The 16,443-nt window shown below is 56.9% G+C and carries 17 protein-coding genes; 12 read left to right on the top strand and 5 right to left on the bottom strand.

Going from position 1 to position 16,443, the window contains the following annotated elements; translation table 11 throughout:
* Window positions 1-13: 13 nt before the first annotated feature.
* Genes ACR0MP_RS19105 through ACR0MP_RS19095 form a run of 3 tightly spaced genes read right to left on the bottom strand, consistent with a single transcriptional unit; the run spans window position 14 to window position 4,768 of the window.
* Complete coding sequence (locus tag ACR0MP_RS19105; protein ID WP_170407633.1) at window positions 14-1,117, bottom strand: mandelate racemase/muconate lactonizing enzyme family protein; 1,104 nt, start codon at window positions 1,115-1,117, stop codon at window positions 14-16.
* 13 nt (window positions 1,118-1,130) lie between these two features.
* A complete protein-coding gene (locus ACR0MP_RS19100) occupies window positions 1,131-2,246 on the bottom strand; it encodes a mandelate racemase/muconate lactonizing enzyme family protein (RefSeq protein ID WP_170407635.1) in 1,116 nt (371 codons plus the stop codon).
* Between the two features lie 47 nt (window positions 2,247-2,293).
* Window positions 2,294-4,768, bottom strand: coding sequence for an FAD-dependent oxidoreductase (locus ACR0MP_RS19095; RefSeq protein WP_480887583.1), 2,475 nt, complete (start codon window positions 4,766-4,768; stop codon window positions 2,294-2,296).
* 214 nt (window positions 4,769-4,982) lie between these two features.
* On the opposite strand from ACR0MP_RS19095, the gene ACR0MP_RS19090 reads away from it, so the two are divergent.
* Window positions 4,983-6,074 carry an aromatic ring-hydroxylating oxygenase subunit alpha gene (locus tag ACR0MP_RS19090; RefSeq protein ID WP_170394282.1) on the top strand — a complete coding sequence of 364 codons (1,092 nt, stop codon included), beginning with the start codon at window positions 4,983-4,985 and terminating at the stop codon, window positions 6,072-6,074.
* Between the two features lie 198 nt (window positions 6,075-6,272).
* Window positions 6,273-6,659 (top strand): carboxymuconolactone decarboxylase family protein, encoded by a 387-nt coding sequence (locus ACR0MP_RS19085; protein ID WP_480436495.1) that lies wholly within the window; start codon window positions 6,273-6,275, stop codon window positions 6,657-6,659.
* An 86-nt stretch (window positions 6,660-6,745) separates the two neighbouring features.
* On the opposite strand, the gene ACR0MP_RS19080 is transcribed toward ACR0MP_RS19085, so the two are convergent.
* Window positions 6,746-6,973 (bottom strand): hypothetical protein, encoded by a 228-nt coding sequence (locus tag ACR0MP_RS19080; protein WP_170509507.1) that lies wholly within the window; start codon window positions 6,971-6,973, stop codon window positions 6,746-6,748.
* Between the two features lie 284 nt (window positions 6,974-7,257).
* On the opposite strand from ACR0MP_RS19080, the gene phnC reads away from it, so the two are divergent.
* The 5 genes from phnC to ACR0MP_RS19055 all read left to right on the top strand — a co-directional run bounded on the left by phnC (window position 7,258) and on the right by ACR0MP_RS19055 (window position 11,922).
* Window positions 7,258-8,073, top strand: coding sequence for a phosphonate ABC transporter ATP-binding protein (gene phnC, locus ACR0MP_RS19075; RefSeq protein ID WP_170422930.1), 816 nt, complete (start codon window positions 7,258-7,260; stop codon window positions 8,071-8,073).
* A 57-nt stretch (window positions 8,074-8,130) separates the two neighbouring features.
* A complete protein-coding gene (phnD, locus tag ACR0MP_RS19070; RefSeq protein WP_170407648.1) occupies window positions 8,131-9,042 on the top strand; it encodes a phosphonate ABC transporter substrate-binding protein in 912 nt (303 codons plus the stop codon).
* A gap of 65 nt (window positions 9,043-9,107) precedes the next feature.
* Window positions 9,108-9,983 carry a phosphonate ABC transporter, permease protein PhnE gene (gene phnE / locus ACR0MP_RS19065; RefSeq protein WP_480887581.1) on the top strand — a complete coding sequence of 292 codons (876 nt, stop codon included), beginning with the start codon at window positions 9,108-9,110 and terminating at the stop codon, window positions 9,981-9,983.
* The gene (gene phnE, locus ACR0MP_RS19060) at window positions 9,980-11,305 is read left to right on the top strand and encodes a phosphonate ABC transporter, permease protein PhnE (protein WP_170407654.1); all 1,326 of its coding nucleotides are present in this window, start codon (window positions 9,980-9,982) and stop codon (window positions 11,303-11,305) included. Before phnE (ACR0MP_RS19065) ends, phnE (ACR0MP_RS19060) begins: the two co-directional genes overlap by 4 nt.
* Window positions 11,305-11,922: a DapH/DapD/GlmU-related protein gene (locus tag ACR0MP_RS19055; RefSeq protein WP_170407658.1), complete on the top strand. Its 618-nt coding sequence runs from the start codon at window positions 11,305-11,307 to the stop codon at window positions 11,920-11,922. The genes phnE (ACR0MP_RS19060) and ACR0MP_RS19055 overlap by 1 nt, the downstream gene beginning before the upstream one ends.
* Here ACR0MP_RS19055 and phnF read toward each other — a convergent pair.
* Entirely contained in the window at window positions 11,919-12,638 is a 720-nt protein-coding gene (phnF, locus tag ACR0MP_RS19050; RefSeq protein ID WP_480887579.1) for a phosphonate metabolism transcriptional regulator PhnF, read from the bottom strand. The genes ACR0MP_RS19055 and phnF overlap by 4 nt on opposite strands.
* 81 nt (window positions 12,639-12,719) lie before the next feature.
* On the opposite strand from phnF, the gene phnG reads away from it, so the two are divergent.
* From phnG to phnK, 5 genes are read left to right on the top strand one after another with little or no spacing between them, the layout of a single operon-like run.
* On the top strand, window positions 12,720-13,175 hold the full coding sequence (phnG, locus tag ACR0MP_RS19045; RefSeq protein WP_170394307.1) for a phosphonate C-P lyase system protein PhnG: 456 nt from the start codon (window positions 12,720-12,722) through the stop codon (window positions 13,173-13,175).
* Entirely contained in the window at window positions 13,175-13,738 is a 564-nt protein-coding gene (gene phnH, locus ACR0MP_RS19040; protein ID WP_170407664.1) for a phosphonate C-P lyase system protein PhnH, read from the top strand. Before phnG ends, phnH begins: the two co-directional genes overlap by 1 nt.
* On the top strand, window positions 13,738-14,826 hold the full coding sequence (locus ACR0MP_RS19035; protein WP_170407667.1) for a carbon-phosphorus lyase complex subunit PhnI: 1,089 nt from the start codon (window positions 13,738-13,740) through the stop codon (window positions 14,824-14,826). The genes phnH and ACR0MP_RS19035 overlap by 1 nt, the downstream gene beginning before the upstream one ends.
* The gene (locus tag ACR0MP_RS19030; RefSeq protein ID WP_170407670.1) at window positions 14,823-15,674 is read left to right on the top strand and encodes an alpha-D-ribose 1-methylphosphonate 5-phosphate C-P-lyase PhnJ; all 852 of its coding nucleotides are present in this window, start codon (window positions 14,823-14,825) and stop codon (window positions 15,672-15,674) included. The genes ACR0MP_RS19035 and ACR0MP_RS19030 overlap by 4 nt, the downstream gene beginning before the upstream one ends.
* Window positions 15,671-16,441: a phosphonate C-P lyase system protein PhnK gene (gene phnK / locus ACR0MP_RS19025; protein ID WP_170407671.1), complete on the top strand. Its 771-nt coding sequence runs from the start codon at window positions 15,671-15,673 to the stop codon at window positions 16,439-16,441. The genes ACR0MP_RS19030 and phnK overlap by 4 nt, the downstream gene beginning before the upstream one ends.
* Window positions 16,442-16,443 lie beyond the last annotated feature (2 nt).

Genomic DNA, 16,443 nt, shown 5'->3' with positions numbered 1-16,443 from the left:
TGCGGGGTTGGGATTAATCGATGATGGTTACTGGCTGGCCCAAAGCGTCTGCATCAGGCGTGACGCCAAGGCCGGGGCCTTCGGGTGGGGCGATGCGACCGTTCCGGCGGCTAGGTGCATTCGGATCGAGACGCGGTTTGACATAGTGGGACAGATCGCATGTATTCATGATGCCGTGCGCTGGGGTTGAGGCCGCAAGATGCAGCGAGGCGGCCGTCGTAACATCGCTGCCCCAAGTATCCTCGATGCACATCTGCGTGCCTAGTGAAAGGCAGAGATCGCGGATTTGGCGCATTGCCGAAAGGCCGCCCATCTTCGACAGTTTCAGCGCAGCAGCATCCATGCAGCCAGCGCGGTGTCCTGCCAGAACCGAATGAATGTCACAGGCGCTTTCGTCCAGCTTCATCGGCAGACCAGTCGCGGCGCGGACATGGGCGCATTCCTCGATCGTGGCGCAAGGTTGTTCCAGCATTATGTCCAGATGCGAGACAGCGCGGCCAACTCGTGTGGCGGTCAGCGTATCTGACCCGCAATTCCAGTCTCCATAAACCAACGGGCCATCACCAACAGCCTCGCGCACTTGAATCAAACGAGCAACGTCGGCTTCCCAGTTGTTATCTGCACCCAGCTTCACCTGAAACTGTCGCATGCCCTGATCAAAGGCATTGCGCGCCATGCGCGCCATTTCTTCCGGTGCGATACAGGTGATTGAATGATACAGCGGCATATCGGCAACGGCGCGCCCACCGAGCAAAGCATATAGCGGTAGTCCCGCTGCCTGTGCGGTCAGATCCCAAAGCGCTGTATCAATGGCTGACTTGGCGTAGCCATGCCCGATCAGATGCTTATTAAGGCGCTCCATCAGCGCTTCGGGACCAACCGGGTTAGCGCCGATGAGAACGGGTGCCATCTCTTCAAGCGCTGGAACCACGCCCGTGGCATAGGCGGGTAAATAATGCGGGATCGGACAAACCTCTCCCCAGCCCGATGCGCCGGTGCCGGTATCCAGGCGGACGACCACTGAAACCGTCGTATCGCAGGTCTTGCCCTCGGCCATGTAATAGGTGTCATGCGAGGTCAGCGGGACTTCCCAGGCGGTGATGCGGGTTATCTTCATCAGGCGGTTTCCATCAGGCGCAGGATTCGTAGGTTGCGACAGGTGGGCCAAGGCTGTCAAAGTCCGGCGTCACCCCAAGCCCCGGAGTATCTGTGGCATAGAGTTTACCATCCCTTACTGTGGGGCCGCCAATCCCGGTGTTACGGGTGTTGTAGTTCATCAGATCGGTTGAATTGATCAGCATCTCTTGGGGTGTTGAGGCCGCAAAATGGCCGACCGCAGCGGTGGTGATCTGCCCGCCCCATGTGTCCTCGGAGACAACCGGAATACCGTGATCAATCAGGAAATCACGCACCCGGCGGGCTTTGGACAGCCCACCAAGGTTTGAAATCTTCAGACAGCAAATTTCGGCACCCCGATCGTTTACAATACGCCGGGCCATGTCGATCCCGGTCACACATTCATCCAGCTTCATCGGTTGCTCGGCTACGCGGCGCACCTGCTGGCATTCGTCATAGCTGTGGCAGGGTTGTTCAAGGATAAAGTCCAGATCTCGGGTTGCCCGGGCCACACGGATGGCGTTGTCAACGCGCCAACCCTGATTGGCGTCTGCCATCGCCTTTTCACCGGGTTTCAGCAGGGGCACGCCTTCGCGGATACGGTCGATATCGGTCACCCAGTCGCCACCTACCTTGATCTGGAACTGCCGGTATCCCGCTGCGCGGTGCTGCTCCATCTCGGCGATGGTTTCTTCCAAGACAGGCCTTTGCGGCACAACCCGGTACATCGGCGCACCATCGGTGAGTTTGCCGCCCATCAGCATCCAAACAGGTTGTCCGGTGGACCGTCCCAGAATATCCCAACACGCTGCATCAAAGGGCGCTTTGGCGTAGCCGTGACCTTGGACCGTGCCATCCATCAACCGTTCGATCTTGGACAGCTGGCGGGGATCTTCCCCCAGCAAGCGCGGGGCGACGAGGCGGGCAAAGGCCTCGACGCCTTCGGAATGGGCGATCATGTAGTTCTCGCCGCATGGGGCAAACTCGCCGCAGCCCTGTAGACCCGCATCCGTGTCGATCAACACTACCGAAGACATCGACGTTGTGATCGCGTTGCCCGCGCCCCAGCCGTATGATCCGCCGACATAGGGCAGGGGAGTTTTGAACACACGGATACGGGTTATCTTCATGGCGTCACCATAGGGCTTCCGCGATGGCCGATGCTCTGGTTTTCAGATCACGCCAGTTCACGAACTGCGTCCGTGCGTGGGCGTTCGGATTTCGGATCATAGGCTGCTTCGCCGAGGACACGCCCTTTGCGGGGTACACCAGCGATAACTACTTCGATCTCTGTGCCCGGAACATTCACGTGTGGCTTGACGTAAGCAAAGGCGAGGATTTTGCCGACGCTGTGGCCATAGGCGACCGAGGCTGTTGCACCGACAACCTCGCCGTTGATCCGAATAGCCTCGCCCCCATGACCATCTTCGACCCCATCCGGTTCGATCTCCAAATAGGCGCAAATCCAAGGCATCTCGCCCGCCTCAGACTGAGCGGCGCTGGCGCGCGTTGCTTCGACACCCAGATACTCTTTGTCCAGCTTGAAGAACCGGCTGACATTGGCCTCTGGCAGCGTGACCTCGTTGGTCAGTTCTCCAGCACCGGGGAATGCTTTTTCCATGCGCAGGCTGTTCATCGCAAACGAGCCGTAGTTTTCGATGCCAAATTCCTCGCCGGCAGCCCACAGTGCGTTGTAGACGTCAACGCAGGCTTCATCCGGCATTTGGAATTCCCAACCCAACTCGCCCGCATAGGACATGCGAAAGGCCCAGACCTTGTGCCCCGCGATGGTGATTTCCTGAGCCGACAGCCAGCGGAACCCGGCGTTGGACAGGTCCGCGTCGGTGCATCTGGCCAGCACCTCGCGGGAATTTGGCCCGTTCAGGGACAAAGCCGACCAATCTTCGGAGAGCGTTTTGACAAAGACTGTCTCTCCCGTGAGGTTCTGGTTCAAGTGATCGACAAGGCGTTGTTCAAAGAAGGCGGCACATACAAGGTAAAAGCGATCTTCGACCATGCGAACGATAGTCGTCTCAAGCTCAATCCGGCCCCGACGGTTCAGAAAATGGGTCAGCGTGATCGAGCCGTCTTTCTGCGGCATCCTGTTGGCAGTCAGGCGGTCAAGATAGGCGTAGGCATCCGGGCCTGAGACCTCGACCTTGGTGAATGCGGTCACGTCCATGATGCCGACCCGCTCGCGCACGGCCTGGCATTCCAGCGCCACCATGTCGAATACCTCGTTGCGGCGGAACGAATAGTGGTCACGCTGTTCAACACCATTGCGCGCGAACCATCGCGGGCGTTCGTGGCCGAAAACCTCTTCATAGACCGCGCCCTTTTCCTTGAGGATTTCAAAAAGCGGCGAGGGTTTGATCGGACGCCCTTCAAGACGATTGAAATGCGGAAAGGGGATCTCGTGCCGTAACTTGTAATCCTCATGCGCCTTGATGACCTGCCAGTCTTTCTTGGCATAGCTGCCAAAGCGGCGCGGATCATAGTCACGCATGTTGATATCGGCAGCACCGTGTACCATCCATTTTGCTAGTTCACGGGTCAGACCAGGCCCCCAACCGATGCCGATCTGCGTGCCACAGGAACACCAGTAATTCTTGACGCCCGGCGCGGGGCCGACCAACGGGTTGCCATCTGGCGGGTGGCTGATTGCACCATGGACTTCGCGGGTGATGCCCAGTTCAGAAAAGATCGGCATCCGTTCTAATGAGTTTTCCAGCCATGGCATGACACGGTCATAATCCGCCTCGAACAGCCAGTTTTCGTATTCCCAAGGGCATTCATCGTGCCAGACAGAGTTTGCCTTCTCTTTTTCGTAGATCCCGATCAGGCCCTTCTTCTGTTCCATGCGGATATAGCCCGAGACCATCTTGTCATCGCGGATCACCGGCAGCTCGGTCTTCAGGTCTTTGAATTCAGGCACATCTTCAGTGACAAAATAATGATGGGTCATCGAGGTCATGGGTAATTGCAGGTTCGACCATTCGCCCATCTGACGGGCATAGGTGCCGCCTGCATTAACGACGTGTTCGCAGGTGATGGTGCCTTGTTCGGTTTCCACCACCCATTCACCTGCATCGTTCTGGGTGATGTTGGTCGCGCGACAGTGGCGGAAAATCTTCACACCTTTCTGACGGGCCCCAGCTGCCATCGCCATAGTCACGTTGGAAGGATCAACGTGACCGTCATCTGGCGTGTAAAGCGCGCCAATGACACCGTCGAGGTTATAGTAGGGGTGCTTTTCAGCTATAAAATCAGGCCCTACCAACTCGATGTTGAATCCCAGCGCTCGGCCAACTGATAATGTGTGGCGCAGCCAGTCCATCTCATCCTCGGTATAGGCCAGACGGAATGAACCGCAGCCATGCCATGTAACCGCCTGACCGGTTTCTTCCTCAAGTGTCTTGGAATAAAGGCCAATGTTATAGTCGACCAATTTGCCCAGCCCGTAGGAACTGGTGGAGTGAGTAATCTGACCAGCGGCATGCCAGGTGGAGCCCGAAGTTAACTCGGCCTTTTCCAACAGCACCGTGTCTTCGCCCCAACCTTCATGGCCCAGGTGATACGCCAGTCCGCAACCCATGACGCCACCGCCGACAATGACGACCTTTGCGCGTGCAGGCAGTTCCTTTTTAGACATCGCAACTTCCTGTTTCCGAGACATGGAATTCTGTGGACTTCCTATTGCTACATATGTACCACTGTCAATTAAAAATGGCACAAATGTACATACCGAGGTAAGCAATGTGCGGTACAGATGTTTCAAGTGGTATTCTGACGCGTACGGATGTTACGAATCCTGACGCGATCTTTTTGACTGAAACACCAGCTCGGCTTGTATCAGGAGAAAAAATATGACTGTCCTGCCAACCCACTCGCTCGAGGCCCGGTACTATACGGATCCTGACATATTCGACAAAGAGATGAACGGCCTGTTGTGCAGAACTTGGCAATACGCTGGTCATGCGGCAGATATCCCAAATGTAGGCGATTACTTTGCGTTCGAAATCGCTGGTCAGAACCTTTTTGCCATTCGCGGACGCGACAATCTTGTCAGGACTTTCTACAACGTGTGCCAGCATCGTGCGCATGAAATGGTGACCGGAACTGGGAATACCCGTGTAGTGGTTTGTCCCTATCATCAGTGGACCTATGAGCTTACCGGCGGCCTGCGGTCTGGGCCGAACATCAAGAAAGTTCCCGGTTTTGATCGCGCGAAAATCTGTCTGACCGAAGTACGGACCGAAGACTTCCTTGGGTTCATCTTTGTCAATTTGGACGATAACGCGGCAACGATGGACGAATGGTATCCCGGTGTCCGGGACGAGTTGTCTGAGTTCGTGCCGAACACTAACGCTCTGGCCCCCTTAGAGTGGGTGGAAATTCCCGAAAACTGCAATTGGAAGGTTTCGATCGAGAATTACTCGGAATGCTATCACTGCCCAACTAATCACCCGACCTTTGCCGAAGGCGTGATCAAACCGGAAACCTATGACATTCAGCCCGATGTGTCGGGAGGTTACGTGCTGCGTCACACGACCGAGTGCCAAAGCCTCGAAAAGATGACCTATCCGATTGATCTGGAAAGCAACAAGCACGCGGGCGACTATCAAAGCTGGTTCCTGTGGCCGATGTTCTCGTTCCAATGCTATCCGGGAAATGTTCTGAACACCTATCATTGGCGGGCAAATACAGTGGACAGCTGTACCGTCTGGCGCGGGTGGTACACAGAAGGCGGTCATGAAAGCGACGTGATCCGTGGCCTTGCCACTCAGGATCGCGAAACAACTGTGGCCGAGGATATTCGGTTAGTGGAATCCGTTCACCGCGGCCTGAAATCCAAAGGGTACAAACCGGGACCGCTGGTGCTTGATCCGGCCTGTGGCGTCATGAGCGAGCATTCCGTTGCGAAGCTTCAACAATGGATGCGCGAGGCGATTGAATAACGTTACGTGCTGTGGATGGGCCAGATAAGACATCACCGAAGCCAACGCTGTGCCAAAGGGCACACCCGACCAGAACGACGCGATCGAGCCCCTTGCCTTCGGTGGTGGGGCTGGTTGTAAGACAGGGGCGGCGGCTTTAGCGGTATATCGAGCCAGGACCGACTAAGTTGCAGATCGGTAGTTTCACCTGAGGAGAGAATGATGGACGATAACCTGTTTGAACATGGCCTGAAGCAGCGCAAGTCGACGCTGGGCGCCGAGTATGTTGAGAAGAACCTGGCAGCGGCGGATGATTTTACCCGCTCATTCCAAGAGAACATGACTGCTTGGTGCTGGGGCTTCGGCTGGGGGGATGACACGATCGATCACAAGACCCGTTCGATGATGAACCTCGCTATGATTGGGGCACTCGGCAAGATGCATGAATGGGAAATCCACTGTAACGGCGCATTGAACAATGGTGTCACCAAAGAGGAAATCCGATCAATCATTCATGTGATTGGCATTTATTGTGGCGTCCCGCAATCTCTTGAATGCTTCCGTGTCGCGCGCAAAGTCCTGACCGAACGTGGGCTGCTGGACTGACCTGATCCCTTCGCGAGATCTTCAGAAGGAACGACACAATCAGCGAGATTGCGCGTCTGCAGTTCGCGCGGTCTGCTGACACCTGCCTAAGCCGGGTCTGGCACCTCACCTTGCCAATGGTCCCCCATCGCGACGATGCATGAAGTACCGTTGGCGTAGTTCTGAACGATCATCCAGTCTCCGCTTGTGCGTTTGACCCAAACCTCCAGCATTGTTTCGGGATCGCGCAAACCCATGCCCTGACGTTCGGCTCCCAGAACCTGTTTCAGTGTCTGTGCCATCCGTGCGCTGTCATCACAGCTGACATCCGCCATTTTAGACTGCGCAGTAGAAGGCACCGCAAGGCATAGAAGAAGAAGGCTGGCATGAAGACGGGTCATAGGTGAAGGTTAGTTCTTTCTGCGCTCAAGCGTAACAGTTTTATGACGCCCTGTAGATAAAACTCGCGCAGAGTCCTGCGAGAAACGCCACACACTGCAGAACCAGGCAATCATCGCGCCTGTCACAAATCTTTCGCGTAGATGTAAACGAAACGATTCAAAAGCGTCACGAAGCTTTTGTTTTGACGTTCTATCCGCCTCGCAACGATGGGGGCGATATGCTGAGAATTGAAAAGCTGACCAAAAAGTTTGGTGACAAACGGGCCGTGGATTCGGCGAATATCGTCGTCAACAAGCCAACCATGATCGGGATTATAGGCAGCTCCGGGGCTGGAAAATCCACGCTTTTGCGCATGGTCAACCGTCTGAGCGATGCAACGACCGGCACAATTACTTTTGAAGGCGAAGAGATTTCTGCGCTTCGCGGTGCTGCCAAACGCGAATGGCAATCGCGCTGTGCGATGATCTTTCAGCAGTTCAATCTTGTACCGCGCATGGATGTCGTCTCGAACGTTTTGCATGGCACGCTGAACAGGCAATCGACCTTTTCGACGATGTTCAACCTGTACCCGCGGTCGGATATTCATAAGGCGATTGAAATTCTGGATCGGCTAGGCATTGCCGAGCAAGCACCCAAGCGAGCCGAAGCCTTATCAGGCGGCCAGCAGCAACGCGTCGCCATCGCCCGCGCATTGATGCAGGACCCGAAGATCATTCTGGCGGATGAGCCGATCGCCTCGCTGGACCCAATGAATGCACAGGTTGTGATGCAGTCGCTGCGGGCCATTCACGAAGAAGACGGCCGTATGGTCATTGCTAATCTGCACACATTGGATACCGCACGTCGCTACTGCGACCGGGTCATCGGAATGCGTGATGGTCGGATTGTGTTCGACGGCACCCCTGCGCAGCTGACCACGGGCGTAGCGCGCGACATCTACGGTGCAGGTGCAGACTTTTCCGAGGCCGCAACCTCGACCGAGATCGAAACACTGGACAGGCCAGAGGTCCGCGAAGCGGAAGCCTACGTCTGAGCCAGTTTCCCCCGCGTCCGTCGCGGGCCACCTTCATCTAACCGAACGGAGAAAATGATGAAAAAGACCCTCGCACTGGCGTTTGCCGCCACGACCGTTTTGAGCACTGCTGCTCTTGCCGAAGAAATCACCGAGTTTCGCATTGGCATCCTCGGTGGTGAAAATGCCCAGGACCGCATGAACTCGTACCAGTGTCTTGCAGACTATACCTCTGAGGCGTTAGGCGTTGAGACCAAGCTATTCGCCCCGGCGGACTACAACGGTGTGATACAGGGCCTGTTGGGCGGTACACTCGACATGGCATGGCTGGGTGCCTCTTCTTACGCGGCCACCTATCTGCAAGACCCCGAAGCAGTTGAGCCCGTTCTGATCAAGGTCAATGTGGATGGTTCAATCGGGTATCACTCGATCGGGTTCGCCCGTAAGGATAGTGGCGTCACCTCACTGGACGACATGAAAGGCAAAGTGTTTGGGTTTGGTGATCCGAACTCGACCTCAGGTTATCTGATCCCGTCGATCGAAATCCCGCAATACAAAGAAGGTATCACCATGGAGTCGGGTGAGTATTTCGGTGAGGTCAAATTCACTGGTGGCCACGAGCAGACGATCGTCGCTGTGAATAATGGCGACATTGATGGTGGTGTGACCTGGGCCGATGGTCAGGGCAACTGGGAAGATGGATACAATTCTGGTGCCCTGCGCAAAGCGGTTGACGCAGGTCTTGTCGACATGAACGACATGGTCCAGATCTGGAAATCGAACGTTATCCCCGAAGGCCCTGTGGTTCTGCGCAAGGCGTTGCCTGCCGATGTCCGTGCGACCATGACAGATCTTGTCGATGGCCTGCACGAGCGTGACCCCGATTGCGCTTATGGTGTGGCGGCAGGCGAGACGCTGGGTTTCCAGCCGGTATCGCATGACACCTACATCTCGATTGTTGAGGCCCGCAAAGCCAAAATCGGTGGCTAACGCGCGCACATGACGTTTCCGGCAACCCATTGGGGTTGCCGGTCTTTATTCATTCGGGGCTCGGGATGGCAGATTTATCAATCGGTGCGGCGCCAGGCGGCGTTGAGACCATTCAATCCAGCTATATGGCACAAGTTCACAAGCGCAGGCTTTATGGCGGGCTGACGCTGCTGATCTTTGTGGTCCTGATGGTATCAGGTTTCAACACTGCGGATTCCCGAAACGCGGGTGGGTTCTGGGACGGATTGCATCAGATCGGTGATTACCCGGCGGATGTGCTGTCTGAAGCTTGGGAAAAGCGGGCCGATCTGCCTGGCCTGATCGTGAAGTACATCCCTGCACTGGTTGAGACGGTGAACATTGCCGCAGTTTCCACGTTGATCGGGGCCATCGGTGGTCTGATCCTGTCGCTTCTTGGCACACGCGGGCTGGCGAAATGGCCGGGTCTAATCCCGGTCTTCCGGCGTATCTCGGATGTTATGCGCGCAGTGCCGGAAATCGTTATCGCGCTTGTGCTGATCTTTGTCCTTGGCGGCGGGCCGGTGCCGGCGATGATCGCCATCTCAATCCACACCGCTGGGGCGCTTGGCAAAATGTTCTCGGAAGTGTCCGAAAACGCGGATCTGAAACCGGTTGAGGGGTTGGCTTCGACCGGGGCGACTTGGTCGAAACAGATGATGCTGGGTATCCTGCCACAGGTCGCGCCAAACTATATCAGCTACACGTTGCTGCGATTTGAGATCAATATTCGCGCTTCTGCCATCCTGGGCTTCGTCGGCGCGGGAGGGTTGGGTTACGAACTGCGCAATGCCATGGCTTGGGGTCCGGGTCGTTTTGACGAGGCCGGCGCGATTTTCATCCTGCTATTCAGCACCATCGTATTCTTCGATCAGGTGTCCAGCCGCTACCGCAACCGTCTGACCGAAGGGCAGGGCCAATGACCACAATTGATTGGAACTTCGGGCTGGACGGGGCCAAGCTTGACGCCGAAAAGCTATTTCAGCGTAAACGATTGATCGGTTTTAGCATCCCTGTCGTGATCCTCGTTTATCTCACCTACATCTTCTTTGCCTTCGACCTGCCGGGCCTTGCGCAACGTGCCAATCTGGACAACGCCGTTACACTGGCTTCTGATAGCTGGTCACACAAAGTGCATGTCACACGCAATAATCAGAGCGGTGAAGTGACCTATGCTGTTGAGGGCGAGCGTAAGGGCACTTATCCCGAGGGTAAACGTCCCGACTGGGTATCGGGTGAAGAGGTGACGACGATCGATCTGGGCCGCAATCATATCGTGCGGTTCCTGTCTGACAACCGGACCGAGATTGAAATACCCGACTTCCAGCTGATCGAAGTGCAGGCCAAGGGACGCCGCCTGACGACAAATCTGCCCTCTGAACTGCCCGACTGGATTTCCGCATCTGAACGGCGTGTTGGCGTCACAACGCCTGAGGGCCGGATCACCATGACGGGCGCTCGGACTGAAGTGTTCAACTATTTCCCGGGTTGGGAGCTGTTCTGGTTCACGCTTGACAGTCCCTACCACGGCCATGGGATTGGAGAGATCCTGTTTGGCGCGCAGATCGATCCAAGCCGTTCGAATATCGCAGGCGCAATCTCTGACTGGTGGAACAACGCGATGTGGCGGCATAAGGATGTGGCCTGGGCCATCGGAGAAACGATCCTGATGGCATTTCTGGGTACGATGGGTGCCGCGATGATCGCGCTGCCATTGGCCTTTCTCGCCGCCAAACGGTTTTCGCCGATCATGTTGCTTCGCGCCGCAACGCGCCGTCTTTTCGACTTTGTGCGCGGTGTGGACGCATTGATCTGGACTGTGGTTCTGGCTCGGGCCTTTGGCCCCGGACCATTGACCGGCGCGTTGGCGATTCTGATTACCGACACGGGCACGTTTGGCAAAATCTTCTCGGAGGCGTTGGAAAACGTTGATCAGAAACAGATCGAGGGGGTGTCCTCGACCGGGGCTAAACCGCTACAGCGATACCGGTTCGGGGTGATCCCGCAGGTTGTTCCCGTGCTGCTGGCCCAGATTCTATATTTCCTCGAGTCCAATACACGTTCGGCAACGATCATCGGTGCGATCACCGGTGGCGGCATCGGACTGATGCTGACGCAAGCCATCCAGACGCAGAAAGATTGGGAAGAGGTCGCCTATTACATTGTCCTGATCATCATCATGGTGATGTTCATGGATTGGGCCTCGGGCTGGTTGCGCGGCAAGCTGATCGGGCGGAAAGACTGATGGCGCGGCTTTCAGCGGAACAGCCCTGCATTCACCCCGAATGTGAGATTACCGAAAGCACGTTCGGGGCCTATGTTGAAATCGGCAAGGGCAGTCGCGTCGTACATACAAAAATGGGCGACTACAGCTATTGCGATCGTTATGCCGACATCGCCAACGCGAAGGTCGGTAAGTTCGCCAACATCGCCGCGTTTTCGCGGATCGGCGCGACTGATCACCCGCTGCACACGGCGTCCTGTCACCATTTCCTGTATCGCTCGAACGATTATTGGGACGATGCGGATCGGGACGAGGTGTTTTTCAGTCACCGCAAATCCCGAATTGTCCATATCGGGAACGATACATGGATTGGCGCAGGCGCGATGATAAAGCCCGAGGTCACACTGGGTGACGGGGCTGTTGTGGCTGCGGGTGCCTTGGTGACGAAGGATGTAGACCCCTACACAATTGTTGCCGGTACACCTGCAAGACCCTTGCGACTGCGTCAGCCACGACACATCGCCGATCGGTTGATCGCATTGGCCTGGTGGAATTGGTCTCATGACAAGTTGCGGTTGGCGCTCGACGATTTCCGTGCTCTGACGGCTGATGCGTTTCTGGAGAAATACGAGCCTTAACTCTCAAGGGTCAGTGTCACCCGATCTCCAACAAACCAGGTTCGGCCAAATTCAACCGGTTGTCCCTTTTCGTCCACATTCACCCCGGATGATCTAAGCAGCGGATCACCTTCTGAAACCTGCAGATGTAGCGCTTGGGTGGCCGTTGCGCGCGTGGCCCTCAGACGGGTTGAGGCCCGAGTATAGTCAGTGACGCCCGACCTGTTTAATGCCTCGGTAACGCTGCTGGTCTCTTGCAGCGCAGCAGTGATGCCAGGCAGGCGCTCAAGGGGAAACATGCTTTCAAACACGGCAATCGGGTGCCCGTCCGCCAATGAGAGGCCGTGATACACACAGATCTGATCACCGGGTGAAACGGTCAGTGCGGTGGCCTCGCCCTCGGTCGCTGCCCGTTCTTCAACATGAAGCACCCTCTTTTCTGGTCTGCGACCAGCAGCGATGAGGTTTTCATGGAACCGCACCCGCGAGCCGATGGGGTAATCGGTGGGCGTGGCTGCCACAAAAGCGCCCGCGCCCCGGCGCGTTCGGATTAGGCCCTCATCCACAAGGGCCGAGATGCCGTGACGCACCGTATGGCGGTTCACACCGAACCGCTCTGCCAGTGCCGCTTCGGTTGGCAGCTTATCACCCGGGCCATAGCGCCCTTCGGCCATATCGCTGCGAAGTGCGTCGGCAATGGCCTTCCAGATCGGGGTTTTGGTGGGAGTGTCACGCAAGTTTCACAAAATTCCTCTGTCTGACGGCGGCAAATATGATAAGATGTGTATAGTTGTATAGTATATGGAAAAGTTGTCGAGATGAAAGACACTTTTGATGAAAACGCGGACCGGAAGGCTTGGATGAGCCTGCTGGCCAAAGCGCCGGAGGGGCGCGTGGCCGCACTGTTGGATGCAGCGATGCCTCGCCCCGGCTTCACATGGCTGCGTGCTCCTGAGATTGGCAGCACCATGGTTCGGGCTCGCGCAGGTGGGACTGGTGCGCCGTTCAATCTGGGCGAAATGACGGTAACACGCTGTGCGCTGACTCTGGGGGCGGGCGAAGTCGGACATGCCTATATACAAGGCCGTCGGAAAGAAGATGCCGAAGTCGCCGCGCTGGTTGATGCACTGATGCAGACAGATGTGTCTGATCTGTTGCGCACAAAAGTGCTGACCCCTTTGCGAGATGAGCTGACCAATGCAAAGGCCGCGCGTGCCGCCAAAGCCGCAGCCACTAAGGTTGATTTCTTCACCATGGTACGAGGAGAGGATTGATGCAGTCAGAAGCCCTGATCGGCGGTTTCAAGAATCCCGCGATCCAATCTGCCCACGCCTTTCGCAGCGTGATGGAAGCAATGGCGCGTCCCGGTACCGTGCAAGAGATTTCTGGCGCAGTTCCTCCGGCCCCAATGTCACCAGCAGCAGGTGCGGTGTTGTTGACGCTTTGCGACACTGAGACGCCCGTTTATCTGGCAGGTGCGCTAGATTGCGACGCCGTACGCAGCTGGCTTGCATTCCACACCGGCGCACCGCTGACCGGCCCGTCGCATTGTATGTTTGCCATTGGTGCGTGGTTGGATCTGGAACCATTGAACGCATACCCGATCGGGACGTCTGAATATCCGGATCGTTCTGCCACGTTGATCGTGGAATGCCCCGAACTCATCGCTTCAGGGGCGACGCTGACAGGTCCGGGAATCAAGGATAAAGCCGCGCTTTCATTGCCCGAGCTTGAGGCGTTTCAGCATAATCAGACGCTATATCCACTGGGGCTCGACTTCATCTTCACGAATAGCAGCCGCCTAGCGGCTTTGCCAAGAACGACCGAGGTGTCCTGATGTATGTCGCAGTAAAAGGCGGTGAGCGCGCGATTGAGAACGCCCACGCTTGGCTTGCCGAAGAACGCCGCGGTGATACCGATGTGGCGGAACTGAGCATCGCGCAAATCCGCGAACAGCTTAGCCTGGCGGTCAATCGGGTTATGGCCGAAGGCTCGTTGTTCGATCCTGATCTGGCCGCGCTTGCGATCAAGCAGGCGCGCGGCGATCTGATCGAGGCCATCTTCTTAATCCGCGCCTATCGAACCACGTTGCCACGCTTTGGCGCATCCGAGCCTGTTGATACCGGGGCAATGGCTTGTGACCGGCGCATTTCGGCAACCTTCAAGGACTTGCCGGGCGGGCAGGTGCTTGGGCCGACCTTCGACTATACTCATCGCTTACTGGATTTCAAACTGGCCGCTGATGGTGAGGTGCCCAAAGCCCCAGCGCGCGAAGCTGAACTGGGTGATGTGCCGCATGTCACGGACTTCCTCAATCGCGAAGGCCTGATCGAGGAAGCGCCGCATGACGATACGCCGCCACCTGATCTGACCCGCGAGCCGCTTGAAATGCCCGCCGATCGCGCCCTGCGCCTTCAGGCGCTGACCCGCGCGGATGAAGGTTTCACCCTCGGTCTGGCGTATTCCACACAGCGCGGATACGCGCGCAATCACGCCTTTGTTGGAGAGCTTCGGATCGGGTCCGTTCCGGTGGAAATGGAGATCCCTGAGCTCGGCTTTGCCATCGAAATCGGTGAAGTCGTTCTGACCGAATGTGAAACGGTTAACCAGTTCAAGGGCTCCAAAACCGAGCCGCCGCAATTCACCCGAGGTTATGGGCTTGTGTTTGGTCAGACTGAGCGCAAAGCGATCTCGATGGCTCTGGTCGACCGCGCACTTCGGTGGGAGGAACTGGGTGAGGACAATGTCGGCGCACCTGCTCAGGATGCCGAGTTTGTCCTCTATCACGCGGACAACATACAGGCGACGGGGTTTCTAGAGCATATCAAGCTGCCGCATTACGTCGATTTCCAGTCTGAACTGGAACTGGTGCGCAAACTACGCCGCGAAGCAGGTGCTGATCAAGCGCAGGAGGCTGCGGAATGAACGCCTATAACTTTGCTTATCTGGACGAGCAGACCAAGCGTATGATTCGCCGTGCAATCCTGAAAGGTCTGGCGATCCCGGGCTATCAGGTGCCGTTTGCCTCGCGCGAAATGCCCATGCCGTATGGCTGGGGTACGGGCGGTGTGCAGGTCTCGGCCGCTGTGTTGACCCCGGATGACACGTTCAAGGTGATCGATCAGGGCTCGGACGATACCACAAACGCGGTCTCGATCCGCACCTTCTTTGAGCGCACTGCGGGGGTTGAAACAACCACAACGACAAGCGACGCCTCCGTGATTCAGACTCGCCACCGGATTCCCGAGGAGCCGCTGCAAGAAGGTCAGATCCTTGTCTATCAGGTGCCTATCCCCGAGCCGTTGCGCTTTCTCGAACCACGAGAGAGCGAAACCCGCAAGATGCACAGCCTTGAGGAATACGGGCTGATGCATGTGAAGCTGTACGAAGATATCAGTCGTCACGGGCATATCGCGACGTCGTATGCTTACCCGGTGAAGGTCGAAGGCCGCTATGTGATGGACCCGTCGCCAATCCCGAAATTCGATAACCCAAAGCTTGGTGATATGGCTGCGATCCAGCTGTTCGGAGCTGGGCGTGAACAACGGATCTACGCGCTGCCACCCTACACGCAGGTTGTCTCACTGGATTTTGAGGATCATCCGTTTGAGGCGTCCAAGGCCGAACAAGCCTGCGGCTTGTGCGGTGCCGAGGACAGCTATCTGGACGAGGTAATCATCGATGACGCGGGTGGGCGGATGTTCGTTTGCTCGGATACCGATTATTGCGAGGCGCGCCAGGCGGCGGGTCACAAAGGAAAGGACGCCGCATGACACCTTTGCTGTCTGTTCGGGACATCACAAAGCGCTATGGCCCAAATATTGGCTGTGCCGATGTGTCATTCGACCTCTATCCTGGTGAGGTCATGGGGATCGTTGGCGAAAGCGGGTCAGGTAAGTCGACACTGCTGAATTGCATGGCCGGGCATCTGACCCCGGATGCCGGAGAGGTTGTGTTCGACACCCGCGCAAAAGGTCCGCAGGACACGGTAACGATGTCCGAGCCCGAGCGCCGGATGCTGAGCCGCACCGATTGGGCCTTTGTCCACCAACATGCACGCGACGGGTTGCGCATGGGCGTCAGTGCCGGTGGGAATGTAGGTGAACGGCTGATGGCCGTTGGAGAGCGTCACTATGGCGACATACGTGACAAGGCCACGGATTGGCTGCAACGAGTGGAGATCGATGCCTCCCGTGTGGATGATCGCCCGACGACCTTTTCGGGTGGGATGCAGCAGCGCCTGCAGATTGCACGAAACCTCGTGACCGGTCCTCGGCTGGTGTTCATGGATGAGCCAACGGGCGGTCTGGACGTGTCCGTTCAGGCGCGGTTGCTTGACTTGTTGCGTGGGTTAGTTCGCGACATGGGCTTGTCGGCGATCATCGTCACGCATGATCTGGCCGTGGTGCGCCTGCTGGCAGATCGGTTGATGGTGATGAAATCGGGCGGCGTGGTCGAGGCAGGCCTGACCGATCAAGTGCTGGATGACCCGCAACACGCTTATAGCCAACTTCTTGTCAGTTCCGTTTTGCAGGTGTGAGC

It is taken from the genome of Ruegeria sp. K3, assembly GCF_056531845.1.
Note: the sequence above shows the minus strand (reverse complement) of the source record. Positions and strands in the feature narration are given on the sequence as shown.

Excerpts from the sequence above, each read along its gene's own strand:
- ACR0MP_RS19105 (WP_170407633.1), bottom strand. The coding sequence starts at position 1,117 with ATGAAGATAACCCGCATCACCGCCTGGGAAGTCCCGCTGACCTCGCAT.
- ACR0MP_RS19100 (WP_170407635.1), bottom strand. The coding sequence starts at position 2,246 with ATGAAGATAACCCGTATCCGTGTGTTCAAAACTCCCCTGCCCTATGTC.
- ACR0MP_RS19095 (WP_480887583.1), bottom strand. The coding sequence starts at position 4,768 with ATGTCTAAAAAGGAACTGCCTGCACGCGCAAAGGTCGTCATTGTCGGC.
- ACR0MP_RS19090 (WP_170394282.1), top strand. The coding sequence starts at position 4,983 with ATGACTGTCCTGCCAACCCACTCGCTCGAGGCCCGGTACTATACGGAT.
- ACR0MP_RS19085 (WP_480436495.1), top strand. The coding sequence starts at position 6,273 with ATGATGGACGATAACCTGTTTGAACATGGCCTGAAGCAGCGCAAGTCG.
- ACR0MP_RS19080 (WP_170509507.1), bottom strand. The coding sequence starts at position 6,973 with ATGGCGGATGTCAGCTGTGATGACAGCGCACGGATGGCACAGACACTG.
- phnC (WP_170422930.1), top strand. The coding sequence starts at position 7,258 with ATGCTGAGAATTGAAAAGCTGACCAAAAAGTTTGGTGACAAACGGGCC.
- phnD (WP_170407648.1), top strand. The coding sequence starts at position 8,131 with ATGAAAAAGACCCTCGCACTGGCGTTTGCCGCCACGACCGTTTTGAGC.
- phnE (WP_480887581.1), top strand. The coding sequence starts at position 9,108 with ATGGCAGATTTATCAATCGGTGCGGCGCCAGGCGGCGTTGAGACCATT.
- phnE (WP_170407654.1), top strand. The coding sequence starts at position 9,980 with ATGACCACAATTGATTGGAACTTCGGGCTGGACGGGGCCAAGCTTGAC.
- ACR0MP_RS19055 (WP_170407658.1), top strand. The coding sequence starts at position 11,305 with ATGGCGCGGCTTTCAGCGGAACAGCCCTGCATTCACCCCGAATGTGAG.
- phnG (WP_170394307.1), top strand. The coding sequence starts at position 12,720 with ATGAAAGACACTTTTGATGAAAACGCGGACCGGAAGGCTTGGATGAGC.
- phnH (WP_170407664.1), top strand. The coding sequence starts at position 13,175 with ATGCAGTCAGAAGCCCTGATCGGCGGTTTCAAGAATCCCGCGATCCAA.
- ACR0MP_RS19035 (WP_170407667.1), top strand. The coding sequence starts at position 13,738 with ATGTATGTCGCAGTAAAAGGCGGTGAGCGCGCGATTGAGAACGCCCAC.
- ACR0MP_RS19030 (WP_170407670.1), top strand. The coding sequence starts at position 14,823 with ATGAACGCCTATAACTTTGCTTATCTGGACGAGCAGACCAAGCGTATG.
- phnK (WP_170407671.1), top strand. The coding sequence starts at position 15,671 with ATGACACCTTTGCTGTCTGTTCGGGACATCACAAAGCGCTATGGCCCA.